Genomic DNA, 26100 nt, shown 5'->3' with positions numbered 1-26100 from the left:
CCAAGGCGCAGCCAGTGGCGCGTGATATCGAAGAGTTCGACTATATCGTGGTCGGCGCGGGCTCGGCCGGATGCGTTCTCGCGGCCCGCCTGTCCGAGCCACCCGGTCTGCGGGTCCTGCTGCTGGAGGCGGGCGGACGCGGTTGGAATCCGCTGCTCCATATCCCCGCCGCCGCGTTCCTGCCGATCGCCAGCCGGCATGCGCGCTGGCTTTATGCCACCGCGCCGCAGGAAAGGCTGGACGGCCGGGTATTGGGCGAGATCCGGGGCAGGACCGTTGGCGGCACGAGCGCCATCAACGGGATGCTCTACAGCCGGGGGGAACCGGCCGACTATGACGGCTGGGCGGCCGGCGGGGCTCCCGGATGGTCCTATCGCGAGGTGCTGCCCTATTTCCTGAAATCGGAAAGGCATCTCGACGGCCCTTTGCCCGGCCACGGCGGCGACGGGCCGTTGAAGGTATCGCGTGCGCCCCTCGCCAATCCTCTCGCGCGCCGCTGGATCGCCGGTGCGATGGATAACGGTCATCGTTTCCACGCCGATATGAGCGCCACCGACGATGAAGGCGTCGGTCCGTCGGACTGGACCTGTGCGGGCGGACGGCGGGCCAGCGCGGCCGCGTTCCTCGCCGCCGCTCGCGGTCGAGGCAATCTGACGATCCGTACCCATTCGACGGCAACGCGCATCATCATCGAGAACGGCCGGGCGTGCGGCATCGCCTATCGCTGCCGAGGCAGGCTCCGGGAAGCACGAGCGGCGCGCGAGGTCGTCCTTGCCGCCGGCGCGATCCAGTCGCCGCAACTGTTGATGCTTTCGGGACTGGGGCCGGCGACGCAACTCAAGGCGTTCGGCATTCCGGTCGTGGCCGATCTTTCCGGTGTCGGCGCCAATTATCACGATCATGTCGGCGCGTCCGTGCTGGTGCGCAGCCGTGGCCGGGATTCGGCCTATCGCCATTTCTCGCCCGGTGCCGCGCTCGTCGAAGGGCTCCGCTATCTGTTCCAGGGCAAGGGCGCCCTTGCAGAACCTCCTTTGGAGGCCGTCGGCATCTTCCGGTCCGGCGAGGCGCCCGACATGGGGCCGGACCTGAAGCTCGGCTTCATCCCCCTCATGGTCGCCCCCTCGGGGCGTCTGGTACGCGAGCCAGGGTTCATGACGCGCATCTGCATGACCAAGCCGGCCAGCCGAGGCTTCATCCGTCTTCGTTCGTCCTCTCCCGACGATCCGCCGGTGATCGATGCGCGTTACTTCGCCGAGGAGATCGACCTCCGCCGCACCCGCGCGGGCATCCGCATCGCGCGCGAGATCGTCGCCGGACGGGCATTCGACGACGTGCGCGGAGAAGAACTCGCGCCCGGTTCGGCCGCCGCCGGCGACGATGATCTGGACCGCTTCCTGCGCTGGACCGCCGGTCCCGATTTCCATGGCGTCGGCAGTTGCCGCATGGGAAGCGACGCCGATGCGGTGGTCGATGAATCGTTGGCGGTGCGGGGCGTCGCCGGCCTGCGCGTGGCGGATGCCTCGATCATGCCGACCGTGCCGGGCGGCAATACCAATGCGCCGGCGATGATGATCGGCGAGAAGGCGGCGGATATCATCCTCGGCAATCCGCCGATCGCTCCACCGGCACTCCCGTCTGCCGCGCTTTCTGCGTGTTTATGTCATGGCGGTTCGGGCTCACCGGCCGCTACATTCGAAGAATAGGAGGCCGTGACGACATTCGTCGCCGAATGCTTCGCAGCCAATGTCAGACAATAATGAGCCGGGATGGGGGCATATATGGACGATCGGCGTCATGGTCCGCGTGGCGGGCTATATTCGCGTCATCTCATTACTATCGGTGTTGCCGGCTTATCGATATTCCCGGCGCCCGCTCTTGCCCAGCAATCGGCACAAGCATCCGTCGACGATGAGATCATCGTCACGGCGCAGCGGCGCGAGCAAAACCTCCTGGACGTCCCGATCGCCGTCACGGCGCTTCAGGGGCGTTTCCTCCAGGACCGGTCGATCACCACCATCGACAATCTGAGCGCGCTGGCGCCGGGGCTGCTGGTCAGCTCGACCGCGACGCAACCGAACAATGCCCAGCTGTCGATCCGCGGCTCCGTGCAGCAGAACGGCTCCATCATCCTCGATCCGTCGGTCGGGCTCTATCTGGATGGCGTCTATATCGGCAAGGCACAGGGATCGATCTTCGACATCAACGATCTCGAACGCGTCGAGGTGCTGCGCGGTCCGCAGGGCACGCTCTACGGACGCAATACGCTGGCCGGGGCGATCAGCTTCATCACCCGCAAGCCCGACGATCAGCTGCGCGCATCCGCCGAGGCCGGCTTCGGAAACTATGACGCCCATACGATCCGGGGCCTCGTCAACGTCCCGCTGAGCGAGCATCTGTTCGTCAAGCTTTCCGGGATGACGTTCAAGCGCGACGGCAATGTGCGGCTCGTGCCCGATTCCGCCGCGATCGGCGGGACTCCGCTCGGCTTCATCTACAACAACTCCGTGGTCGGCCATCCTCAGGGCGGGGGCGCGCAAACCGGCCAGGCCGGCACCCGCAACCGACAGAGCCTGCTGGCCCAGGTCCGCTATGCGCCGAGCGCCGATCTGACCGTCGACTATTCCTACGACTACAGCCGCACGCGCGGCAATGCGGATGCCAGCCAGCTCGACAGCGTCGATCCCAACGGCTTCCTGGGCGCCAATTGTGCCTTGGGGCCCGCCGTCTGCATCCCGGCCTATCTCTACGTGCAGCCGAAATATTCGAAGACCATGTCGAGCGATTACACCCATCTCGATCGGATCGAGATCAACGGACATGGCTTGACCGTCACCTGGAACACCGGCCCGGTCACGCTCAAGTCGATCACCGGCTATCGCAAGATGGATTATGACGGCGCGGTCGTCGAACTCGACGGAACGCCGCTCTGGCTCGCGAGCGGCGGACTGGATACGAAATACAAATCGTTCAGCCAGGAATTGCAGGCGACGGGAACGATCGGCGATCGACTGAACTATGTCGCCGGCCTCTATTATTTCTGGGACGACGGCTTCACCCGCAGCCCGCAATCCTTTTTCTTCGGCGCGGTCAACTACGACACCAGCTGGGGCGGCACGACCAAGGCCTATGCGATCTACGGGCAGGCCGATTACGAGATCACCGACCGGATCGTCGTGACCGCCGGGCTGCGCTACACCAAGGAGCGCAAGACCGTCGTGCGCAGCTCGATCCTGCTGCCCAACACGGTCCTCGTCGATGTTCGCAAGTCGGACGGCGTCTCGAAGGACTTCTCCGCTCTCAACCCGACGATCGTCCTCGCCTACAAGCCGAGCGATCGGCTGAACACCTATGTCAAGTTCGCGCAGGGCTATCGTAGCGGCGGGTTCAACGGCGAGGCGACCTCCAACATCGCCACCACCACGCCCTTCCGGCCCGAGACGATCAATTCGATCGAGGCGGGATTGAAGACATCCTGGTGGAACGGACGGGCCGACCTGAACATCGCGGCCTTCCACAATCATCATCGCAACATGCAGCTGTCCGTGTTCACCGCGACGTCATCGCTCGCAAGCCTGCTGCAGAATGCCGGATCGGCCAATATGAAAGGCGTGGAAGTGGAGGTCTCGGCGCGACCGGCTCCGGCGCTTCGGGTTTCGGGCAACCTCGCATATCTCGACGCGTCCTACAGCAGCTATCGCGACACCAATGCGCTGGGCACCGTCGTCGACGTGGCCGACAACCGCACCATCCCGCACGCGCCCAAATATCAGGCAGCGCTGAACGTCGATCTGCGCGCGTTCCAGGGTTCGGACGGCGACAATCTGCACCTGATCTTCGATGCGCGGTACACGTCGAGCTACTATCTCTATGCCTATGCGAAGGCGCCGACGGCGGACTTCCCGCTGGTGCCGCCATCCTCGTCGGTGAAGGCGCAATCGCTCACGCTCCTCGATCTCCAGCTGCGTTATGAGGATATCCCGCTCGGCAGGTCGAAGGGGTGGATCGGGGCATGGACGCGCAACCTCGCCAACACGCACCGGAAAGTGAACGGCATCAATTTCGGCGCCCAGTTCGGCGGGTTGAACATCGCGAACTATAACGAGCCGCGCACCTACGGGGTAAGCGCCGGCATCCGGTGGTAGGCGGGGACGGCGATCGGGCGGAGGCGGCGGGCATGAAGACCTTGGTTGTCGGAGGCACGGGGCTGATCGGCGCGCATGTCGCGCTCGCGCTCGAAGCGAGCGGGCATGCGGTCACGATCGCCGCGCGACGGCCGCCCGAGGCCGCCGCCGTCCGGCATCTGCCCGTTCTGGTCGGTGACTATGCGGCCGGCGACTTCACCCCCGACCGGTTGGCGGGGTTCGACGGTCTGGTCTTCGCCGCCGGAAACGACTTCCGCCATGTGCCGCAGGGCATGGACGAGGCCGAGCATCTGGATCGGGTGAACACCCGCGGCGTACCCGCCTTCTTCGCCCAGGCGCGCGCGGCAGGGGTGAAGCGGGCGGTGCATGTCGGCACCTTCTATCCCCATGTCGCGCCCTGGTCGGTCGACGCGAGCGCCTATGTCCGATCGCGCCTGCTGGCGGAGGAAGCGGCTCGCGCCCTCGCCCGGCAGGATTTCGCCGTGTGCAGCGTCAACCCGCCCTTCGTGCTGGGCAGGCTTGAGGGGGTGGAGGTGCTCGGCGCGCAGATCCACGCCCGCTACGCGCTCGGCCAATATCCCGACATGCCGGTATTCGCGATCGCGGGCGGCACCAATTTCATGACGGTTCACGCCGTGAGCGACGCGGTGATCGGCGCGCTGGCGCGCGGCGAACCGGGCGCGGCCTATCTGATCGGCGACGAGAATCTGAGCTTTCTCGAATATTTCCGGTGCCTGTTCGACGCCGCGGGCAATCCGACCCGCCTCGCCGTCGAGGATCGGTCGCATCCGCTGCTTCCCGATGACATGCTCTATGCCGGACGAGGCACGGTGATCAACTATGAGCCCGACCCTGTCGAGCGGGAATTGCTCGACTATCGCCGGGGCGATCTGGGCCGGGTGATCCGCGCCATCGTCGCCGATTGCCGGCGGAACGGTTAAACGGCGAGGAGTTCCTTGCGATAGGCGGTCGGCGAACAGCCGGTCCATTGGTGGAAGGCGCGGCGGAAGGCGTTGGCGTCGCTGAAATTGGCGATATCCGCGATCTCGTCGATCGTCATCTCGGATCGCTTGAGGAACTCGGTCGCGAGGTTGAGCTGGCACTTCTTCTTGATCGAGGAATAGGCGGTGCCCTCCTCGGTCAGGCGGCGGCGCAAGGTCCAGGTCGAGGTTCTGAACAGCTTCGCCACATCATCTATGGTCGGCAGCATATGGCTTCTCATGTAGCTATTCATCATTGCGGTATAGACCCGGTCGCACAGCTTGCGCTGCTCCTCGTCGAGCATCAGGTTGAACGGGAAATCCGCGAGCAGCTTCATGAGGCTCGCCTGATCGCGAACGACCGGCTGCGAGAGGAGATCGCTCCTGAAGCTGAAGCGATTGCTCGGCTGGCCGAAACGGATGGGGCAGTCGAAAAGCCCGAGATGGACGCTCTCCCGAGCCGGCTGCGGATAGATGAGATCGACCGCATCGAAGATCGGCTGCTCGTCCAGCAGCCAGCCGAGGAATATCTGGAGGATCGCATAGCCATATATGTCGACGAGGAAGCCGGCCTCGTTCTTCTCGCGACGGGGAGGGTTGATGTGAAGATGTACCCGCTCGCCGCGCACCTCGAAATGGGCTTCGCCGATCCTCCCCTCGAACATCGCGAAGAAGGCGGCCGTCGTGCGCAATGCCTCCTCCAGATCGGAACAGGCGGCGAGGCACTTGGCGAGCAGGTAGAATTGCTGTTCGTTCAGCGTCGGGCAGCCGGTGGTGGCGAGAATGTGGCCGCGCAGATATTCGTTGCACAGGCGATTGGCCCGCGTGAACTCCGCGATCGTGCAGTTGCGCCGCCGCTTCAGTTCGCGAAACCGATAGGTGGCGCCCGCGTCGCGGAGGATGCCGTCCGCACTGCCGCCGGCCTTCGCGACGCAGCCGAGCAGGGCGATGAGGAGATCGACCGGCACCTCCTCGCAGCGCAGGCGCGAAACATGTTTGTGCTTGCCCATCGAGTCGCTCCTCTCCGTCGCGATCAGTCCGCAAAGCCTATGATGCCGCTCGTTTTTCCGCGCTGGCCATCATTAGTGGAACACTGTGTACCATCATGATGTTCCACTATCAAGCAGCACGGGAGACAGTGCCCGATCTTTGTGGCAGACAGCGCTCATGAGCACGGCTGCCGGGAGATCGATATCGTCGGGACGGCGGAGCCGGGCGCGGCCGGCTGGACCGACGCGGCTTCAACGCGAGCAGAAGCAGGCGACGCGCGAGCGGTTGCTCAAGGCGGCGGAGAAGGTCTTTTCCACCACTTCCTATGCGGCGACCTCGGTCGAGGAGATCATCGCCGGTGCCGGCGTCGGGCGCACCTCCTTCTATCGTCACTTCGACAGCAAATGGTCGATCGCGAGCGCGCTCTGCGAGCAGGTGATGCCCGATGTCTGGGCGCACTGGGAAGAGTTGTCGCGCCTCGGCGATCCCGGCGAGGATGCCATCGCGGACTGGCTGCGGCACCGGGTCGCGCTCTATGGCCGTCATCGCGCGCTCTTCGCGGTGATGAAGGAAGCCGTGGCGATCGAGGCCAATGGCTTCGACGCGATCGAACAGATGCATGTCGGCGTGATCGAGGTGCTGTCGAAGGGGCTTCCGGCCTTCGCGCTGGCCCTCCGGCAAAGCCCCGCCGGCCGGGAGGCAAGGGTGATGGCCTCGCTGCTGCTGATGCAGCTCGACGAGTTCAACTATCGGCTGGCAGTCCACGGCTGGGACGTCGACTTCGACGTGGCGGTCCGCATGATGGCGAAGCAGATTCGCCGGTTTATCGAACACACCGATCCCGACCGCCGCTAGGCCATCGCTTTCCAGCCCTCCGCTCTGCGACGCTTTTTGCTCCTTATTGTCGCGGCGGCGCGAGGGGGCTTTCCTTACCCAGATTCCGTCGTTGGTGCCGCGACTGCGATCGCGATCGGGCGAAAGGGGGCTCCGGCTGCGACTCTCGTCGCGGTGCCGACGACGCCTCTCGGCGATAACATTGCAAGGCGCACCCTATGTTCGTGACCGGCGATTCGATCGACAGCTTCCATCCCTGGCCCGCTGACGCGCTGAACTGGACCGAGGCCGCCTGGTTCGGCGCCTGGGCTCCCGAACACGCCCTCACCGTCTATCTCTATCACTGGTTCCGCCCGGCATTGGGCATCTACGGAGGCGGCTGCATCGTCTGGATCGGCGACACCGGCGTGCCCTGGGAGGCCCCGCTGTTCCAATATGACGTCAACCGGCCCGTAAGAGGCGATCTCGACCTTCGCGACATGACGCTGGACAACGGCTTCCGCCTGCGGGTGCTGCGGCCCGGTCATGATTATGAGATGACGTTCCGCAACCCGCGCGCCTCGGTCGCGCTCCGTTTCACCGCGACGACGGCGCCGGACCTCACCGACCGCCGGGGCACATCGGACTTCTTCGCCGGCCATGTCGATCAGCCGGGGCGTTACACCGGCCATGTCGAGATCGAGGGGCGTCGCTATGCCGTGGATTGCATCGGCATCCGCGATCGTTCCTGGGGCCCACGGGAGATCGGCGACGACGTGCGGATGGGCTATTGCCACGGAGAGACCGAAGATCTCGCCTTTCTGGCCTTTTCTCGACCGAGCGGCAGCGGCGAGGAAATCTACAAGGGCTATCTCAGCCTCGACGGCGTTCGTCACGATGTCGTTCGTGGCTCGCGCCGGGTAAGCCATGTCGATGGACGCTTGTCCCATATCGCGCTGGAATTGGAGGACGAGGCCGGACGAACGCTGACCGGCCATGGCACGCCGCTCAACCGCTTCTCCTACACCTCCTATCCGAATCTTCTCAGTCACCATTATCTGATGCGCTGGGATCTCCCGAACGGATCGGCCTTCGGCGAGGAGCAGGATCTCTGGAGCGTTCCGCTGTGGCGCGAGCACCGTCAGGCGGCCGGAGGGATGCGGTGAAGGGGCCTCCCATCGCCGCACTCACGGCCTGGGCGAGCCAAACGCTCGGCAGCGACGTGAGGCTCGATCTCATTCCCGGCGGCGGATCGCGGACGAGCTTCGTCGTCCGTGCGTCCGATGCGCGGAAATATATTCTGCGCCTCGACAATGGCGACGGGCCATTATCCGGCACGAGATTCACGCTCGAGCGGGAGCATCGCGTCATCAGCGCACTGGGCGATGCCGGCCCGCGCGTGCCCGGGATTATCGCCTATAGTGCCGCGCACAACGCGATGCTGATGGAATTCGTCGATGGAGCGACGCATTATCAGGCGACGCCCGACCCCGAGCGGCAGGCACATATCCAGCGCGACCTGATGCGCCAGATCGCAAAGCTCCACGCGCTCCGCCCGGACGAGATCGGACTGCCCGACTTCGCCGCGTTCGGGACCATCAGGTGCGCGCTCGAGCATGATCTCGCCACCCTGGCCGAGATGTACGGCCGTCCCGCCACGCCGAAGGACCCCGTCATCGATTTCGCGCTGCACTGGCTGGCGGATCACATGCCGGACCCGGAGGGTCGCGCCTGCCTGGTGCATGGCGATATCGGCCCGGGGAATTTCCTGTTCGACGAGGATGGCCGCGTGACCGCCCTGCTCGACTGGGAAGTCGTGCATATGGGGCACCCGCTCGAGGATGTCGCGGCGATCCTGTGCCGCTCGCTCGGCGCGCCATTCGGCACAGCACTGGATCATGTCCGCAACTATGAGGATGTGCGCGGCGAAGCGATCGATCGCCGTTCGCTGGATGCGATGGTGATCCTCGTGCTGACGCGCTGGTATGTGGGACTGAACCTCGGCCTGTCACACCCGTCGATCAATCAGAATCTGGCGGTGATCCTCAGCTTCCGGCAATCGGTCGCCTATACGCTGGCTTGCATGCTCGCCAAGGTGCATGGCATCGACGTGCCACCCCTGCGACGCGGGACGGAGCGGACTGCGGACGGCGGAATTCCGCTTCACGACTTCATCGTCCATGGCCTCGAGGCTGTGATAGGACCCACGCTGTCCGACCCCTATCTGGTCGAGCGCGCCAAGGGCCTCGCCACGCTTGCGCGCTACCTTCGCGATCTGGATGCGGTGGGCACCGAGCGCCTTGCGCGCGAGGAGCGGGAAGCGATCGAGGTGCTGCTCGGCGCCCGTTTCCCCGACAGGGAGACGGCGATCGACGCCGCATGCCAGGCCGCGCGAACCATGCGCGGCAATGAAGCGGTCGGTCTGGTGAATTGCATGCTCGCGTTCGCCACGCGGCGACAGCGTATCTGGGCGGATGCGATGGGCGAAATGGCCTATCGCCGGATGGACTATTGAAGAAAGGGAAAAGGGCCGCCCCGCGAGGAGCGGCCCCAAGATCATGTTTACTCGCGATTTCCGAGCCGGCGGATGCCTATATCCGCCTGGGAATCGCGCTAGGCCGTGATCCCCATGTCCCTGCGCCAGCTATCCCGGATTTCGAGATAGGCGGCGGGGCTGTAAAGATCCTCTTCGTAACAGAACTTCCCGTTGCCGCCATAGATGTTCAACGTCACGCAAGGGAACTGATAGCGATAGTCCGCGGTCGGCCCGGGATTCCTCCACTCGCCATAGTCGACCGCGCTTCCCTCGGGATTGGGCCAGCGGTTCCAGTTATAGTTCACCACGAGATTGCCCATCACGACATGCCATTCCGGGATGAAGCGCATCTCGGGCTGGGTCTCCATCAGCGGCGTCATCCACGAAGCAACTTCCTTGGCGCTGTGGAACACGCCGAAATGATGGTCGACGTAGAGGCATTGGGGGGTGAAGATGTCCGCCCAATAGTCCCAGTCGTCCATGTTCGCCCGCGCGGCATAGTCCTGGAAGGCGGCTTCCACCTCATCGTGCGGATAGATGATCTCGCCGGGCAGCAGATCCTGCCACCCCCGTGCGGCCGCCAGCGCGCCGGCATAGGCGAGCTTTCCGAGGTCGATCTGTTGGTCGCTCATGTAGTTCTCCTGGAGTGAGGAAAGCCTGTCCGTCAGACGGCCAGGCCCCAATGGCCGATTCCCGGCCGGTCGGGCGGAAGCTGGTTGCGGTCGGGCTTCTGGGGCACGGGGGAGCTGTTGGCGGGCGGTGTCCAGCCCACCTCCTCGACCAGCACGCCGAGCTCGGCCATGTTGAAGACGTCGGTTTCGTAGCAGAACAGCCCGTCGCCCGCGTAGATCGCGACACTGAAGCACAGGCAATCGGCATGGTCGCCGTTCGGTTTCAGGCCCGGCACGCGCGACCAGAAGGCGCAGACGACCAGATTGTCCTTCACCAGCGTCCACAGCGTCGGGAAGCGCCAATCCTCGAAGCCGACCATGCAATCGTGCATGAAGGTCCTGATCGCCTCGCGGCCGACATAGCGGCCCCAGACAGCGTCGATATAGACGGCGTCTTCGGTGAAATGCTCGGCGAGGTCGCCCCAGTCCGCTTCGCCTCGCCCGATCTTCTCGCGCGCGGCGAGCACATGCTCCCACGCCGCGCGCACTTCGCTTTCCGGATAGACTTTCATGGTCTTCAGCCCGCTCCCCTCCTGGCGATCCCTCGCGGATCGCGGTTGATCGTCGGATCATAGGTGACCGGATTTTCCGTGCAGGACGGCCAAAGCGCGCAAAGAGCGAGGCAAGTCAGGGCATGGACGCATGCGCCGCGCGGGAGCGGTTGCGTGAAACCGTCATGCTTTTTGCCCATGGCGGCGCTGTCGGGCGGCTCCCCGTTCCGCCACTTTCGGAACGAAGCGTAACGGAACCGGAAAGGACAGATGGCCAGATCGCGCGACTATCGCCTAGGCAGCCAGGATTTCCCGCGCGGCTGGTTCATGGTGGCGGACGCGGCGACGCTTCAGCATGGCCAGCCGTTGGCCGTGCGCTTCTTCGGTCGCGACCTTGTCCTCTATCGTGGCGCGGACAGCGGGAGGCCGATTCTCGTCGACGCCTATTGCCCGCACATGGGCACGCATCTCGCTCGCAACCATACGTCCTATGTCGTGCGGGACGGCAGCCAGATCGAAGGTGACACGATCCGCTGCCCCTATCACGCCTGGCGCTTCGATGCCGAGGGGCGTTGCATCGACATTCCCTACGCTCCAGGAGCGAAAATTCCATCTGCCGCGCGGATCGCCAGCTGGCGGGTGGTCGAGCGCTGGGGTGCCGTCTTCGCCTGGCACGATCCGGACGGGGGGGAGCCCGACTGGGAGTTGCCCGCGCTCGCGGCATGGGACGATCCGGCCTGGGTGCGCTGGCGTTTCGACGATTTCGGCGTGCTCGATCGCCACCCGGTGGAGATCGTCGACAATATGGCCGATGTCGCCCATCAGGAGCCGATCCACGGGCAGACCGTCCGATATTTCGAGCTCGAGCTGGATGGGCACCGGGCGATCCATCGCGAGGGCGGCGTCAGCCGGACCAGCCTGACGGCGGATGATGCGCTGCTGTGCATTGACGCCGTCTATCATGGACCCGGCGTGCTGCTGACGGAGATGCTCGGCCGTTACCCCAGCTACTTCCTGATCGCGCACACGCCTGTGGACGACGGCTCGATCCGCGTCTGGCACGCGGTGATCGTCAAATCGCCGCACGAACGGGCGACCGACGAGGACGTCGCCATGGCCCGCGCCTTCCAGGAGCAGAGCAGGCTCGCCTTCGCGCAGGACTTCGAGATCTGGACGCACAAGCGGCCGGCCCTCACCATCCTGCAGATCCCGCATGACGGCCCCTATGACAAGCTGCGGACATGGTATCGCCAGTTCTACAATCCGCGCGGACCATCGGATCGCGCGAGGACGACGCATGGCGTGCGCGGCATGCCACGCAACCTGGATCGGACGGACAACAGGGAGGATGGAAGCAGCGATGACCTATAGCCGCGAAGAAGTCGAGGCCGCGATCATTCGGCTCCGCGAGGCATTCGTGGAAGCGGAACGGCGCAACAGCTGGTCATGGATCGCCGACGAACTCTATCATGAGGACGCGACCTATTACTGCCCTTATGGTGGAGTGATGCCGGTCTTCGCCCGAAGCCGCGAGGAAATCCGCGCGACCCATTATGGCCGCGACATGGACGTGGGCTCCGGCTGGGAAGGCTGGAGCTTTCCCATCACCGATTTCGCGGTGAACGGCGATCGCATCTTCAGCCGCTGGGTCAATCGCGGACCGGGCCGGCGGCCGGACGGGAGCTATTACGAGACCGACGGCGTTTCGTTCATTACCTATGGTGGAAACGGAAAATTCTCGTCGCAATATGACCTGTTCGACATTGGCCATCAGATGATGCTGTGCGACGAACTCAAGCAGGCTGGCCTGCTGAACGAAACGCTCGAACGCGAGTGGGTGCTGCCGATGAAACAGCGCATCCGTGCCGCCCTCGGCTGATATCTCGCCAGGTCGCGGCACCGGCGACGGCGAGGCGGCAGCTTCCGCGACCGCTGCTGGGATCGATGTCGAGCATCTCGACCCATTCGACGCGCGGCTTGCCCTGGCGCGCGCTCGGAAAGGGCCTTGTCCTTGGCGCTCGCGATCCGGTCGATCTGGAGCCGGTTGTAGATCGCCTTCCAGCCCGATCTTAGCAGGTTGTCGCGCAGCCGGTCCGCATAGAGATAGGATTTCGTGCCGACCGGCTCGACGAACGTCTCCTGGACGATCGCAGCCATTCCGAGGCGCGAGAAGGCTCCATCGATTGAATTTTGGTAGCGGAGGGGGGATCGTCGACAATCACACATCCAATTGATCTGGCACCCTACCCGGCCTGCTGATCGCCGTCCTGCTGTGGCTGACAGTGAAGGATCCGCGACGCGATGCCACGACCCGGCCATATCGAGGCGGAGCGGTGGCTTTTGGCGCTGCGATGCGCAAGCTGAAAGGTAATCGGGCCTTCTGGTACACGAGCGTAGGCAGCGGTTGCGTGACTCTCGTCAGCATCGACCGTGCCGCTTTTTACGGTTCCTTTTACCTCCGAAATCCTGAACATGATCTCGGGCTGCTTGCGGAACGGGCGGGCCTGGAGCCTCTTGCTCTATTGGGTCTGGCCCTTGGCGCAAGCTAAGGCATCGCAGTGTCGCTTGGAACCTATTCCGCAGGCTGGCTGCCGGATTGGGCGGCGCGGCGCGACAAGCGGGGATATCTCGTGGTGGCTGCGGCGGGCGCGATCGGAAGCGGCCGCTCATCTGATGTCACTGAGCAAGCTGGAAATGTCGCACATCCTGCATGGCGATGCCCGTCTGCTAACGCAGCTTCTCCCCGGCGCCTCGCTTCTCAACGGTCCCGATCATCCGTGGCCGCCGACGCCAACTGGCGGGCGGCGAATGCCTATATGACCTCGATCGGCGGAGGCACCGATCAGATTCAGCGCAATATCATCGCGGAGCGGCTGCTGGGGCTACCACGCATTGCTGCTCGGACGGTGCGCATGGTCGTGGCGCTCCCGTGCCGAACCTGGCCAGTGCTTCCAATCCAACGAAAGAATCACACCATCAAACCCTGGAATCAAACATCTGATAGGACGGGTTCCTTAATGGCGCCGTCTTCATAATATCCGCCAGCCAGACCTTTCTCTCCTATGACTGTCGCCGATCGCGTGTTCAGTGCGCGGGCCGCCAGAGGAGAGGATCATGGGCGAACGCAACCGCTTCGTTACGCTTAATCGCCATATTGCCGGCGGGCCGTTGGAGGAGGCCATCTTCTCGCTCGCCGAAGGTCCGCTGCCCTTGCCCGGCGACGGCGAGGTGGTGCTGCGCCCACTGGCGCTGTCGGTCGATCCTTATCTTCGCGGACAGATGACGGGGATCGACACCTTCTATCTGCCGCAGTTCGCGCTGGGCCGGCCGATCAGCTCGCTGGGCGTGGGCCGGGTCGTCGAGTCGCGCCATCCGGACTTCGCCGCCGGCGACGTCGTCCAGGGCGTGATGCAATGGGCCGACTACAGCCTCTGGTCAGATGGCGATACCCTGAAGGGGGTCGGCGCGCTCGGGCCGGTCGATCCGGCGATCGACAAGATGTCCCATGCGCTCGGCATCTATGGGCTGAACGGAATGACCGCGCTGTTCGGCATGGTGGGCGTGGCCCGTCCGGAACCGGGCGATACCGTGCTGGTCTCAGGCGCGGCGGGCGGAATCGGCGCGGTGGCCGGGCAGATCGCCCGCATCCTAGGCGCGCGGGTGATCGGCCTCGCCGGATCGCAGCTCAAATGCGACACGCTGGTACGCGACCTCGGCTTCGACGCCGCGCTGAACTATCGCTCGGCGACGCTGGCCGACGATCTCCGCCGGGCCATGCCGCGCGGACCCGACATCTATTTCGACAATGTCGGCGGAGCGATCAGCCAGACGGTGATGGCGATGATGCGCCGCCACACGCGGGTCGTCGAATGCGGCCAGATCTCCACCTATGACGATGAGGACGGCGGCTGGACGGTCGACATCCGCCCGATCCATGCGAACGGCCTGATCTGGGAAAGCTTCACCACTGCCCATTTCGCCGAATTCTACCCCGGCGGGCTGGCCCAGCTCCTCCACTGGGTCCGCGCGGGCAAGATCAAGGTGCTGGAGACCGAGCATCGCGGGCTCGACGCGGCGCCGCGCGCGATGATCGGGCTGTTGCGGGGCGAGAATATCGGCAAGATGGTCGTGACGCTGGAATAACGACCGCCCGGCCATGGCGCCGCTTTCTGTTGCCACACCCCTAAATCCCATATTTTGATATGAGAAGGCGGTCCTGCGCGACTGTTAAGCTCCCCCCAAGGAGAAAATCACAAGCGGGGAGGAAACATCATGAGGTCGAGGCGATTCCGCATAAAGGCCACCACACTGAGCGTGGCGGGCATATTGGTCCTGATCGATGCGAACGGCATGGCGATGGCGCAGACGAGGCCGGCCGGCCCGCCGCCCGCGGGCGCCACGAATGACGACAGCGTCCAGGCCGGCCTCGCCGACATCGTCGTCACCGCGCAGCGCCGTGCCGAGAATCTCCAGGACGTTCCAATCTCCATCTCGATCGCCTCGTCCGAGCAGATCCAGCAATCGGGCCGCTTCGACACCTCTGCGCTGTCGAGCATCTCGCCAAGCGTCACCTTCGTGCAGGGCACCGACGCCAGCGGATCGAGCTTCAACATCCGCGGCGTCTCGTCGCTGTCGCTGACCGGCGGCATCCAGCCGAGCGTCGGCTTGGTGATCGACGGCGTGTCGATCGCGCGCCAGGGCGAGTTCGTGACCGACCTGTCCGACATCGACCGGATCGAGATATTGTCGGGACCGCAGGGCACGCTGTTCGGCAAGAACTCGACCGCCGGCGTGATCCAGATCATCACCAAGCGGCCCGAGGACAGCTTCTCCGCCAGCGTCGAGGGCACCGCGACGACCGACAGCGAATATGTCGGCCGCGCGATGGTCAACGCGCCGATCGGCGACGGCGCCGCCGTCCGCCTCAACGGCTATTATCGCAAGCAGAAGGCGCTGATCCCCAATCTCGGTCTCGGGCCCGACGTCTATGGCGAGGAATCCTACGGTTTCTCGGGCAAGCTGTCGGCGCAGCTTTCGGACAATGTCCGTTTCCTGCTGTCGTCGGACTATCGCCATCGCGACAGCACCTATGGCGTCAACATCCTGATCCTGCCCAGTTCCGAGCCGCTCGGCAGCGCGCAGCAGGCGATCACGCTGGTGCCGATCCGGCCGGGCACCTTCAAGGTCGGCAACGACTCGCGCAACTATGACCGTAACCGGGGCTGGAGCGTGTCGGGCCAGCTCGACTGGGACATCAGCGACGCGCTGTCGCTCGTCTCGGTGACGGCGTATCGCGACTTCAAATACGACTATAATATCGACATCGACGGCTTCAACGTCGGCGTCCAGCGCGGGTCGGGCTTCCGGCCGAACCCGACCGGCTATCCGATCGAGAACATCGACCCGATCGACGGCCGCGCGCCGAAACGGGATTCCTATTTCTCGCAGGAGTTCCGGCTGAACTACAAGGCCGACAAGCTCGACGTGGTCGGCGGCGTCTATTACCAGCATCTCAAGAACGACGTCGACAATTCGATCCCGCTGATCCTCGACGGTGCGTTCGCGCTGGGCGATCCTTCGCTGGCCGGGGTCAAATTCTACAGCAACCCGATCGTCGATTCCCGGACCAAGGACGACACCGCGTCGATCTTCGGCGACGTGACCTATCACGTCGCCGACACGCTCTCGCTGATCGGCGGCCTGCGCTTCAACTATGAGAAGATCCGGGTGATCTATCACCGCGACGAGTATTTCAATCCCGTCGTTCCCTTCTTCAATCCGATCACGCTGGAAAATTCGGCGCCACCGGCCTTCACGGTCGACTATGACCGCAGCGACAAGCTGACCAACCTGTCGGGCCGCGCCGGCATCCGCTGGGAACCGAGCAGCAACGAGACCTTCTACTTCACCTATGCGCGCGGCTATAAGGGACCGGCGGTCGACGTCTCCTACAGCTCGACCGGCGGCGCCACCGCGATCACCCGGCCGGAGATCGCCAACGCGTTCGAGCTCGGCGCGAAGCTGCGCATGTTCGACAACAAGGTGCGGCTCAACCTCGCCATCTATGCGCAGCGGATCAAGGACATCCAGCAGACCTCGGTCGTGCCCGGCACGGTCAACCAGCGACTGCAGAATTCCGGCGACCTGCGCAGCCGCGGCGTCGAGGCCAGCCTGGACGTGGCGCTCGCCACCGGCCTGACCTTCAACGGCGGCCTCGCCTATACCGACGCCACCTATCGCGGCGGCATCGTCACCTGCGATCCCGCCATCCAGACCCAGTGCGTCGGCGGCCTCCAGGACCTGACCGGCATGCGCGCGATCGGCGCGCCCGAATGGAAGGGCAATGCCGGGCTGATCTACAAGAACGACCTGCCCTCGCTGCCGGTCGGGATGACGGCGCGGATCAACTATGCCTGGGTCGACAAGATCCAGTACACGCTGGGCAACGATCCCGACACGGTCGAACCGAGCCACGGCCTGCTCGACGTGTCGCTCGGCATCACCGACGACGGCGGACGCTGGGACCTGATGTTCTTCGTCAAGAACCTGACCAACGACAAATATTACGCCTCGCGCCAGCGCGCCAATTTCTTCATCACCCGCGCGTTCGGCACCGTCGCCCGCGACTATAAGCGCTATGGCGGCGTGACCCTGCGCACCCGCTTCTGAGCCGTGGACGAAAGCTTCCCCGCGCCATGGCCATGGCGCGGGGATCGTCATGCGCGCGCGACGCGTCATGCCGGCGGAAGAGGATGTCCAGCCTCTAGAAAAACGTCACCCCGGCCCGGCCGAAGCCGTCGACCACGCTTTCCCAGCGCCCGCCCCCGGCCGACACCGTCACCATCTGCGGACAGGGGCACCCCGACGAGATGATGTGGCCAGGCTCGACCGGCTGGCCCGCCTCGCGCACCTCGCCGATCAGCCAGCGCACTGCCTCGACCGGGCTGCCCATCACCTCGCGCAGCGGTCCCCAGGAGCGGCGCTCTCCGTCCTGCTCGATCGAGATGTCGAGCCGGTCGAAGGGCATGTCGCGCGCGGGCCGCCACGGCCCGCCCACCACCAGCCAGCCGCTCATCGCATTGTCGGCCTCGATCTGCGCGGCGTCGGGGATGACGAAGCGCTCACGCTCGCTCGGCCGCCAGCCGACCCAGCGGGAATCGGCCACCTCGATCGCCGGAGCGACGCTGCACGCGTCGAGGATCGCGGCGGCGTCGGGATCGGCGCCGATCGGGCGATCGATCCGAAACACGACCTCCGCCTCCAGCAGCGGATCGAACAGCGCGGCGCGGGCGATCCGCGCATCGCCCTCGACCACGCGGCCGGCGGGCAGCGCCCCCCAGGTCGAGGTCGACAGCGACACCTTGTAGGCGGCGACCGGCCCTTCGCCGTCGAGCATGTCGATACAGGCCTGGCGCACCTGCCGCGCCATGGCGAGATCGAGTTCGGAGGGGCGGAGAACGGCGACGCCGCTCGCCCGTGCCTCGGTCAGCCGGCGGGCCAGTTCGACGGCGTGCTTCTCTATGTCGCTCATCCCCTCTCTCTCCCCTCTTGTTCCGATCCGCGCCGGTCCACCGGCTGATAAAGCGATCGCTTCCGTCTGCCTCCGCCGGGACAGCCTGTGGTAGGCCACGCTATCGGCAGGAGGACGGGATGATGGGCGAACTGGCGGGTAAATCGGTCGTCGTGACCGGCGCGGGCGCAGGGTTGGGGCAGGCCTATGCGATGGCGATCGCGGCGGCGGGGGCCGATGTCGTCGTCAACGACGTGAACGTCGCGGGCGCCACTGCGGTGGTCGAGGCGATCGCGGCGGCGGGCGGACGGGCCGCGCTGTCGACCGATCCGGTCGGCACGGCCGAGGCCGCCGAGGCGATGGTCGGGCTGTGCGTCGACCGCTTCGGCCGGATCGACGGCCTCGTGAACAATGCCGGCATCCACTATGTCAAACCGGTGTGGGAGGAGAGCGCGCAGGAGGTCGAACGCGTCATCCAGGTCAACCTGCTCGGATCGATCCACTGCGCCGCCGCCGCGATCCGCCGGATGCGCGCGCAAGCATCGGGCGCCGTCATCAACATCGGGTCCGGGTCGATGCGCGGCAATCGGCCGGGGATGGGCGCCTATGGCTCGTCCAAGGCGGCGGTGACGACGCTGACCAGGGTCTGGGCTTCGGAACTGGAGGGCAGCGGCGTCCATGTCTATGGCATCTCGCCCAACGCCCGGACGCCGATGAACCTTGCCTCGGGCGCCGCCTATCTCAAGAATTCGCTGCCTGAGGACATCGCGCCGCTCGCCGTCTTCCTGCTCGGCGATCGCGCCGCGCCGCTCAACGGCCGGATGATCCGCCTCGACGACGGCGAGGTCAGCCTGTGGGCCGGCGGCGACTATGGTCCGGTGCTGGGCAACCGCGCCGACTGGACGTCGGACAGCCTCGCCGCCGCGCTGCTGCCCGCCGTGGCGGCCGACGCCGCCTGACGGCGGGCCGCCTGCCCGATCAGTCCATGCCATTGTCGGTCAGCCCCGACCGATCGAGATCGGGCAGGCTCGCGGCGATCATCGCGTCGAGCGTCGGGGTCGGGACGCCGCCCTCTCGCGCCATGCGGTGGGCGAGCTTCATGTCCTTCGACGCCATCGCGACCATGCCGGCGCGGCCGGTGGTGTAGGTCGCCTCCTGCGTCTTGATCCGGCCCCAGTTGATCGACTGCCAGCTCGATCCCACCCCGCCGGTGTTGAGGATCTCCAGGATTCGTTCCTCGCCGATGCCGGCATTGTCGGCGAGGCGCAGCGCCTCGCGCATCAGGATGGTCTGCGACACGCCGAGATAATTGTTGATGATCTTCGCCGCCGCGCCCGATCCCAGCGGCCCGACATGAAAGACCGAGGTCGCCATCGCTTCCAGCACCGGCCGCGCGCGGGCGACCACCGCATCGTCGCCGCCGACCATGAAGGTGAGTGTGCCGCCCCGCGCGGCGACGTTGGCGCCGCCCGTCATCGGCGCGTCGAGCACGTCGACTCCCTTCGCCGCCCCCGCCTCGGCGACCTTGCGGACGGTGGCGGGCGGCGCAGTGGGGTGCAGGACGATCATGCCGCCCGCGCCCATGCCGGCGAGAATGCCGGCGTCGCCGTCCCTGCCGAACACCACCTGCTCGATCTGGCTGTCGTCGAACACCGCGACGCAGACGATGTCGCACCGCTCGCCGATCTCGGCGCAGGTCGTCGCGATCGTCGCGCCCTCGGCCTTCAGCCGTTCGAGCGGCTCCCGCCGCGTGTCGAACACCAGCGGGGCGAAGCCCTTGGCCGCCAGATTATAGGCCATGCCCTCGCCCATGTTGCCAAGGCCGATGAAGCCCACGCCCTTGCCGTCCATTGCCCGCACCCTTCCTTATCTCTCCGACGGCCGGACATCGCGGCCGCGCCACCAAGTCCTAAGGCATCGCCCTGCCCCGGTGCCAGCGGCGCGGGAGGCGGAATCCGGCCTATTCGGGGCGGGCGCTCCCCAATGCCGAGAAACCCGGCGCGCTCGGGACGACGACTGCGTCTAGGGTGATCGGGAAGGATGGAGACGGAGGCAGGAATGGAAATGCGCTTCGATGTCGGCGCGGCGGCCGCGCTCGGTGAACCCTGCCATATCGCGGGAACCCTCTTCCCGCCGACCGTCGCCCGCGACGGACCACTCGTCATCGCGCTGCTGGTCCCCGGCGGCGGCTATGCGCGCCGCTATTACGACCTGCACGTCGACGGGCATGCGGGCTATAGCGCCGCGCTCCGCCTCGCCGAGCGGGGGATCGTCGCGGTCGCGATCGACAGCCTCGGCACCGGCGAAAGCAGCATTCCCGAGGACGGCCGTCGCGTCACCCTCGACATCCAGGCCGCGACCCTGGCCGAGGTCGCGCGCCAGCTTCGCGAGGCGGCGCGCGCGGGCACATTGCTGCCCAGCGTTCCGGCGCGGGAACCGGTCGTCATCGGCATCGGCCATTCGCTGGGCGGCTGCACGATCACCCTGCAACAAGGCGATCACGCCGTCTGCGACGCGGTCGCGATCCTCGGCTTCTCCTGCCAATATATCCGCACCGCGGTCGACCCGAAGACGGGCGAACGGCTCCGCCCGCGCATCCCGGCCAGCCGCGAAGGCTATAACCGCTCCGATCCCGCGTCGCACCGCGACCGCTTCTACACGGCGAGCGTGCCGCGCGCCGTGATCGAAGCCGAAGAGGCGGCGCGTGTGGCGATGCCCGATGGCGTCGCCGAGGTGCTGATCCCCGGTCGCAGCGCGCCCGCCGCCGCGCGGATCGACGTGCCGGTGCTGCTCGGCTTCGGCGAATTCGACGTCTCGCCCGATCCCCATGCCGAACCCGGCTTCTACCGGTCGAGCCGCGACGTCACCCTGCTGGTCCTTCCCGACGCCGCGCATTGCCATAACAGCGCCAGCGGACGCGCCGGCTTCTGGCGGCGGATCGGCGACTGGATCGATATGGTCGCCGCCGGCCCGGCGACGGCATAGCGGCCGGACACTCCTGAAAAGCCCCGCTTTGCTGTCTTTCCATGGTGTTGGGAAACGCCATTCTGTCCGCTGGAAAAGCAACGGATGAGAAAGCAGGCAGATGATGGAAACGGTGACGGCGGACATTCCCACGCAGGCGACGGGCGAGGCGGCCTTCCGCATCGCGCCGCTCACCACCCATGTCGGCGCCGAACTGCTCGACATCGACCTGGCCCGGGAACAGCCGGAAGGGACGTTCGAGGAGATGCGGCGGCTGCTTGCCCATTATGGCGTGCTGTTCTTCCGCGACCAGCATCTGACCGTTCAGCAATATGTCGCGTTGGGCCGGCGCTTCGGCACGTTGGAAGGCAACGACACGCTGGAACATGCCGAAGGCGCGCCGCAGGTCGGCCTGCTGATCAAGGAGCGCGACCATGTCACCAGCATCGGCGACATGTGGCACACCGATCATAGCTATATGTCCAGCCCCGCCAAGGCGACGATGCTGCGCGCGATCGAGGTGCCGCCGCATGGCGGGGACACGCTGTTCACCCATATCGGCCACAGCTTCGCCACCCTGCCCGAGGGGCTGAAGGCGACCCTGCGGACGCTGGGCGCGCTCCATTCGCGCACCCACCTGATCAAGGACGGCAAATATGCCGCGCAATATTTCAAGGAGCGCCCATCGAAGACGGCGACCGACAAGCTGGGCGCCACCGCCGTCCATCCGGTGGTGATCCCGCATCCGGAGACCGGGCAGGAGATGCTGTTCGTCAACCCCGGCTATGTCGTGAAGTTCGACGGCTGGACCGCGAAGCATTCGGCCGGGCTGCTCGCCTCGCTCTACGAACATTGCCTGCAACCCGACTATCAGTGCCGTTTCCGCTGGCGCGCGAATTCGATCGCCATCTGGGACAATCGCAGCGTCTGGCACTATGCGGTCAACGACTATCACGGCCACCGCCGGGAGATGCAGCGGCTGGTGATCTCGTAAGTCTGCCGCCGGTCACCCCCGCGGGGGTGACCGATACGGATGGGCCTGGATCAGACCTTTTCGAGGATATGCACCGCGCAGGCGCTGCCCAGGCCGACCACATGGGTCATGCCGATCCGCGCGCCTTCGACCTGGCGGGCGCCGGCCTCGCCGCGCAGATGGGTGACGATCTCGTAGATGTTGGCGATGCCGGTGGCGCCGAGCGGATGGCCCTTCGACAGCAGCCCGCCCGACATGTTGACCGGCACCTTGCCGCCCAGCGTCGTCGCGCCGCTGTCGAGGAAGCGGCCGCCCTCGCCCTCGCCGCACAGGCCGAGATTCTCGTAGTGGCAGATCTCGGCGGTGGCGAAGCAGTCGTGCAGCTCGACGAGGTCGACGTCCTGCGGGCCGACGCCCGCCATCTCATAGGCGGTCCGGGCGGCAAGGCGGGTGACGGTGTTGACGTCGGCCTGGACGAGATTGCGCTCGCTGAACGGATCGCTCGCCAGCCCCGATCCCCGCACCCGCACCGCGCGCGCCGTCAGCCCCAGCTCGCGCGCCTTGCGGGCCGAGCAGAGCACCGCGGCGGCCGAGCCGTCGACATTGACCGAGCACATCAGCTTGGTGATCGGATAGGCCATCATCTCCGACCCCATCACCTCCTCCAGCGGCGTCTCCTTCTGGTACATCGCCTTGGGGTTGAGCGTCGAATGGTGGTGGTTCTTCACCGACACGCGGGCGAACTGCTCGAAGGTGGTGCCATAATCGCGGCTATGCTCCATGCCCATCTGGGCGAACACCGCCGGCATGGTGTTCGATCCGGCCAGCCCTTCCGACGGGATCGGCGTCCCGCCGCTGTTCTTGGGCACCAGCATGCCCTTGCCCATCTTCTCCGATCCGACCGCCAGGACGATGTCGTAGAGGCCCGCCTTGATCGCGATCCACGCCTCGCGGAAGGCGGTCGCCCCGGTCGCGCAGGCATTGGTGACGTTGACCACGGGCGCGCCGGTCTGGCCGATCAGTTGCAGGGTGCGCTGGCCGACCATCGTCTCGGTGCAGTTGCCGCTATAGACCGCCTGCACGTCCCGGATCGACAGGCCGCAATCGTCGAGCGCCATCAGCGCCGCCTTCGCCGCCAGCCTGGGCGGGGTCGCATCCTCGAACCGCCCGAAACGGATCATGTCGGTGCCGATCACATAGACGTCTTCGTTCATGTCGCCGCCTCCTCAGTTCGCGGGCACGAAGAAGTGGGAGACATAGCCCTCACCTCCGGCCACGGCCGTATCCGCCTCGCGGAAAACGATCCTCACCGGCATCCCGAACCGGATCGCCTCCGGCGAGGGATCCACATCGAGCAGATTGCCCTTCACCGTGCCGCCGCCGTCGAGATCGACCACCGCCGATATGAAAGGCACCGTGACCCCCGGCAGGCTGCGATAGACGATCGTGTAATTATACAGGACTCCGCTATCTGAAAGATGAATTTCCGTCAGTTTTCCACGAGCCGCGCAGCGAGGACAATTCTCGAAGCGTCCGAGGTGGGTCTGGCCGCAGGCGTCGCAACGGCTGCCGATCAGATAGGGGGTGCCGTCATCGCCCTGGGCCAGATAGGGCAGCACCGGCTTGAGGGCCTGAATTTCCGCGGACATCTCGATGCAACCTCGCTTTCATCGTCTCCGGACGGCACACCCGTCGCACCGGTGGGCGGCACGCCGAGCCGTTCGCCGCCAGCCTTTTCATCACCGTGCCGACAAGGCAAGAGATGGTGACGCGGGAAGGCATACGCAAAGGGCCCGGTTGGGGAAGTTTGCCGGGCAGCACCGAATGACCGTCAGTTGACAAGGCCGCGCCGACGCGAGCATTAGACGAATATGAATCTGCGCTGGATCATGTTGTTCGCAACGATCGCCGAGGAGAAATCCTTCACGCGGGCGGCCACCCGGCTGAACATCGCGCAGCCCTGGCTCTCCGCGCAGATCCGCAAGCTCGAATATCAGCTCGGCGTCCAGCTCCTCGTGCGGCAGAGCGCCGGCGTGACCGTGACGCCCGAGGGCGAGGCGCTGCTCCCCTATGCGCGCCAGCTTTCCGAAGCGGCCAACATGTTCCGCCACATGGCCCGGACAATGGGCGACGCGCACAGCAAGACGGTGCGGATCGGCAGCCACATGCCGATGATCGACATCGCCCCGCTGCGGCCGGTCAACCGCGACTTCGCCCGGCGGCACAAGAATTTCAGCCTGAACGCCGAAGTGGGCGGCACCCCCGGCCTGCTGAACCGGCTGCACGCGGCGGAGTTCGACTTCGTCGTCGCGCTCTCCCCGCTTCCCGAGGGGCAGAAGGACGAACTCGACACGCTGAAGCTGGGCGAGACCCGCTTCTGCCTGCTGTCGAGCGTCGCCGCCCCGATCGAGGACGAAGGCAAGCTCGCCGGCCGCGCGATCGGCGTGCCGCCGGCCGACTGGCATCCCGATCTGCTCGCCCGGCTCGTCGCCCGCCTGCGCGAGGCCGGCGCCACCACCCGCGAGGTGCCCGAGTTCGACCGGCGCGCGCTCGAGCATCTGGTCACCGCGCACCAGATGGCGGTGGTCACCGCGATCGACCAGGACGACCGCGCCAGCATCGACCCCGGCATCGTCGTGACCGAACTGAGCGGGATCGCCGCCGATCATCTGCTGTGCCGGGTCGCTGGCCGCGAGCTCGGCCGCGCGTCCGACCATTATTGGACGCTGGCGCAGACCCGCTCACAGGAATTGATGCAGAGCGTACCCTAAACGGTTTCAATCCGGCTTAGCCGCGCCTGCCCCGGCGGCATAACCCAGCATGGCGTCTCCCCTTTCCCGGGACGTGCAGAATGTTGGGCTTTCATGAACCTGGATTTCACTGCCGAGGACAAGATCTTCCGCGAGGAAGCGCGCGACTGGCTGCAGGCCAACGTCTTCAAGGAAAGACGTCCCCATGGCGGCGAGGCGATGCGCGCCTACGACCTCGCCTGGCAGAAATGCCAATATGACGCGGGCTGGGCTGGCGTGTCCTGGCCGAAGGAATATGGCGGCATGGGCCTCGACCTCACCCGCCAGCTCATCTGGTACGAGGAATATGCCCGCGCCCACGCGCCCGACAACCATCTCTGCTTCGTCGGCCTGAACCATGGCGGCCCGACCATCATCGCGCGCGGCGACGAGGCGCAGAAACGGACCCATCTGCGCCCCATCCTGGCGGGCGAGAAGATCTGGTGCCAGGGCTTCTCCGAACCCAATGCCGGCTCCGATCTCGGCGCGCTCAGGACCCGCGCGGTGGTCGACGGCGACGAGCTGGTGATCACCGGCTCCAAGATCTGGACCAGCCATGGCCATCTGTCGGACATGCAGGAACTGCTCGTCCGCACCGATCCCGACGCCCCCAAGCACAAGGGCATCAGCTGGGTGATCTTCGACATGAGGACGCCGGGGCTGGAACTGCGGCCGATCGAGATCATGACCGCGCCCAACCACACCCATTTCGTGCAATGCTTCTACGACGAGGCGCGGGTGCCGCTCGCCAATGTCGTGGGCGGCCTCAACAATGGCTGGTCGGTCGCCATGTCGACCCTCGGCTTCGAGCGGGGCACCGCCCAGATCAAGGACCAGATCCGCTACGCCTTCCTGGTCGAACAGATGATCGAGCGCGCCCGCGAACGCTATGGCAGCGAATATATCACCCATGACGAGTTGGGCTCACGCCTCGCGCAGCTCCGCGCCGACATGGCCGCCGCGCGCGCCATGACCTACATGGTCGTCAGCCGCGCCCAGCACGATATCGGCGGCTCGCTCGCCTCGCTGATGCGCGCGATGGTCGGCGACGTGCAGCAGCGCGTCCGGCGGCTGGCGTTCGACATCATCGGCGCCGACGCGCTCGAAAATCCCGAGGACGACGACTGGGTCTATTTCTACCTGCGCTCCTACGCGCAGACGATCGCCGCGGGCACCTCGCAAATCCAGCGCAACATCATTGGCGAGCGCGTGCTCGGCCTGCCCCGCTGATCAGGGAGAAT

Annotated in this window: 22 protein-coding genes; 15 read left to right on the top strand and 7 right to left on the bottom strand. The window is 65.8% G+C overall.

All coding sequences use genetic code 11. The features are described 5' to 3' along the window. Window positions 1-14: 14 nt before the first annotated feature. The 3 genes from HRJ34_RS23460 to HRJ34_RS23450 all read left to right on the top strand — a co-directional run bounded on the left by HRJ34_RS23460 (window position 15) and on the right by HRJ34_RS23450 (window position 5083). Complete coding sequence (locus tag HRJ34_RS23460; RefSeq protein ID WP_208632599.1) at window positions 15-1703, top strand: GMC family oxidoreductase; 1689 nt, start codon at window positions 15-17, stop codon at window positions 1701-1703. A 75-nt stretch (window positions 1704-1778) separates the two neighbouring features. Next, the gene (locus tag HRJ34_RS23455) at window positions 1779-4142 is read left to right on the top strand and encodes a TonB-dependent receptor (RefSeq protein ID WP_208632598.1); all 2364 of its coding nucleotides are present in this window, start codon (window positions 1779-1781) and stop codon (window positions 4140-4142) included. A gap of 32 nt (window positions 4143-4174) precedes the next feature. Next, entirely contained in the window at window positions 4175-5083 is a 909-nt protein-coding gene (locus HRJ34_RS23450) for an NAD-dependent epimerase/dehydratase family protein (protein ID WP_208632597.1), read from the top strand. Here HRJ34_RS23450 and HRJ34_RS23445 read toward each other — a convergent pair. Further along, window positions 5080-6132 (bottom strand): helix-turn-helix domain-containing protein, encoded by a 1053-nt coding sequence (locus tag HRJ34_RS23445; protein WP_011952884.1) that lies wholly within the window; start codon window positions 6130-6132, stop codon window positions 5080-5082. The genes HRJ34_RS23450 and HRJ34_RS23445 overlap by 4 nt on opposite strands. Before the next feature lie 157 nt (window positions 6133-6289). Between HRJ34_RS23445 and HRJ34_RS23440 the strand changes: the two genes are divergently transcribed. The 3 genes from HRJ34_RS23440 to HRJ34_RS23430 all read left to right on the top strand — a co-directional run bounded on the left by HRJ34_RS23440 (window position 6290) and on the right by HRJ34_RS23430 (window position 9440). Further along, entirely contained in the window at window positions 6290-6967 is a 678-nt protein-coding gene (locus tag HRJ34_RS23440) for a TetR/AcrR family transcriptional regulator (RefSeq protein WP_158305155.1), read from the top strand. A 197-nt stretch (window positions 6968-7164) separates the two neighbouring features. After that, window positions 7165-8091, top strand: a complete 927-nt coding sequence (locus HRJ34_RS23435) for a DUF7065 domain-containing protein (RefSeq protein ID WP_208632596.1) — start codon at window positions 7165-7167, stop codon at window positions 8089-8091. Further along, window positions 8088-9440 carry a phosphotransferase family protein gene (locus HRJ34_RS23430; RefSeq protein WP_208632595.1) on the top strand — a complete coding sequence of 451 codons (1353 nt, stop codon included), beginning with the start codon at window positions 8088-8090 and terminating at the stop codon, window positions 9438-9440. Before HRJ34_RS23435 ends, HRJ34_RS23430 begins: the two co-directional genes overlap by 4 nt. A gap of 98 nt (window positions 9441-9538) precedes the next feature. Here the strand turns inward: HRJ34_RS23430 and HRJ34_RS23425 are convergent, their stop codons facing one another. Further along, window positions 9539-10093: a nuclear transport factor 2 family protein gene (locus HRJ34_RS23425; protein WP_208632594.1), complete on the bottom strand. Its 555-nt coding sequence runs from the start codon at window positions 10091-10093 to the stop codon at window positions 9539-9541. A gap of 32 nt (window positions 10094-10125) precedes the next feature. After that, window positions 10126-10644: a nuclear transport factor 2 family protein gene (locus HRJ34_RS23420; protein WP_011952889.1), complete on the bottom strand. Its 519-nt coding sequence runs from the start codon at window positions 10642-10644 to the stop codon at window positions 10126-10128. A gap of 306 nt (window positions 10645-10950) precedes the next feature. On the opposite strand from HRJ34_RS23420, the gene HRJ34_RS23415 reads away from it, so the two are divergent. From HRJ34_RS23415 to HRJ34_RS23400, 4 genes are all read left to right on the top strand, one after another. Then, window positions 10951-11994 (top strand): Rieske 2Fe-2S domain-containing protein, encoded by a 1044-nt coding sequence (locus tag HRJ34_RS23415; protein ID WP_264319433.1) that lies wholly within the window; start codon window positions 10951-10953, stop codon window positions 11992-11994. Further along, window positions 11984-12502 carry a nuclear transport factor 2 family protein gene (locus HRJ34_RS23410; protein WP_011952891.1) on the top strand — a complete coding sequence of 173 codons (519 nt, stop codon included), beginning with the start codon at window positions 11984-11986 and terminating at the stop codon, window positions 12500-12502. Before HRJ34_RS23415 ends, HRJ34_RS23410 begins: the two co-directional genes overlap by 11 nt. 1235 nt (window positions 12503-13737) lie before the next feature. Further along, window positions 13738-14766 (top strand): MDR family NADP-dependent oxidoreductase, encoded by a 1029-nt coding sequence (locus HRJ34_RS23405; protein ID WP_208632592.1) that lies wholly within the window; start codon window positions 13738-13740, stop codon window positions 14764-14766. 129 nt (window positions 14767-14895) lie between these two features. Next, on the top strand, window positions 14896-17292 hold the full coding sequence (locus HRJ34_RS23400; protein WP_208632591.1) for a TonB-dependent receptor: 2397 nt from the start codon (window positions 14896-14898) through the stop codon (window positions 17290-17292). A gap of 94 nt (window positions 17293-17386) precedes the next feature. On the opposite strand, the gene HRJ34_RS23395 is transcribed toward HRJ34_RS23400, so the two are convergent. Next, window positions 17387-18154 carry a 2-keto-4-pentenoate hydratase gene (locus HRJ34_RS23395; RefSeq protein ID WP_208632590.1) on the bottom strand — a complete coding sequence of 256 codons (768 nt, stop codon included), beginning with the start codon at window positions 18152-18154 and terminating at the stop codon, window positions 17387-17389. A gap of 119 nt (window positions 18155-18273) precedes the next feature. Here HRJ34_RS23395 and HRJ34_RS23390 point away from each other — a divergent pair, with 119 nt between their 5' ends. Continuing rightward, window positions 18274-19092: an SDR family NAD(P)-dependent oxidoreductase gene (locus HRJ34_RS23390; protein ID WP_208632589.1), complete on the top strand. Its 819-nt coding sequence runs from the start codon at window positions 18274-18276 to the stop codon at window positions 19090-19092. Window positions 19093-19111: 19 nt separating this feature from the next. Here the strand turns inward: HRJ34_RS23390 and HRJ34_RS23385 are convergent, their stop codons facing one another. Beyond that, window positions 19112-19984: an NAD(P)-dependent oxidoreductase gene (locus tag HRJ34_RS23385; protein WP_208632588.1), complete on the bottom strand. Its 873-nt coding sequence runs from the start codon at window positions 19982-19984 to the stop codon at window positions 19112-19114. 207 nt (window positions 19985-20191) lie between these two features. Between HRJ34_RS23385 and HRJ34_RS23380 the strand changes: the two genes are divergently transcribed. Beyond that, complete coding sequence (locus HRJ34_RS23380; protein ID WP_208632587.1) at window positions 20192-21118, top strand: alpha/beta hydrolase; 927 nt, start codon at window positions 20192-20194, stop codon at window positions 21116-21118. 100 nt (window positions 21119-21218) lie between these two features. After that, entirely contained in the window at window positions 21219-22091 is an 873-nt protein-coding gene (locus HRJ34_RS23375) for a TauD/TfdA dioxygenase family protein (RefSeq protein WP_208632586.1), read from the top strand. A gap of 50 nt (window positions 22092-22141) precedes the next feature. On the opposite strand, the gene HRJ34_RS23370 is transcribed toward HRJ34_RS23375, so the two are convergent. Next, window positions 22142-23284 (bottom strand): thiolase family protein, encoded by a 1143-nt coding sequence (locus HRJ34_RS23370; RefSeq protein ID WP_208632585.1) that lies wholly within the window; start codon window positions 23282-23284, stop codon window positions 22142-22144. A 12-nt stretch (window positions 23285-23296) separates the two neighbouring features. Continuing rightward, on the bottom strand, window positions 23297-23719 hold the full coding sequence (locus HRJ34_RS23365) for a Zn-ribbon domain-containing OB-fold protein (protein ID WP_208632584.1): 423 nt from the start codon (window positions 23717-23719) through the stop codon (window positions 23297-23299). Between the two features lie 222 nt (window positions 23720-23941). Between HRJ34_RS23365 and HRJ34_RS23360 the strand changes: the two genes are divergently transcribed. Then, window positions 23942-24841, top strand: coding sequence for a LysR family transcriptional regulator (locus tag HRJ34_RS23360; RefSeq protein ID WP_208632583.1), 900 nt, complete (start codon window positions 23942-23944; stop codon window positions 24839-24841). Window positions 24842-24934: 93 nt separating this feature from the next. Beyond that, complete coding sequence (locus HRJ34_RS23355; RefSeq protein WP_208632582.1) at window positions 24935-26089, top strand: acyl-CoA dehydrogenase family protein; 1155 nt, start codon at window positions 24935-24937, stop codon at window positions 26087-26089. The last annotated feature ends 11 nt before the right edge of the window (window positions 26090-26100 follow it).

Origin of the sequence: Rhizorhabdus wittichii (assembly GCF_017607425.1) — a bacterium.
Classification (GTDB): Bacteria; Pseudomonadota; Alphaproteobacteria; order Sphingomonadales; family Sphingomonadaceae; genus Rhizorhabdus; species Rhizorhabdus wittichii.
This window is presented reverse-complemented; position numbering and strand designations above follow the sequence as displayed.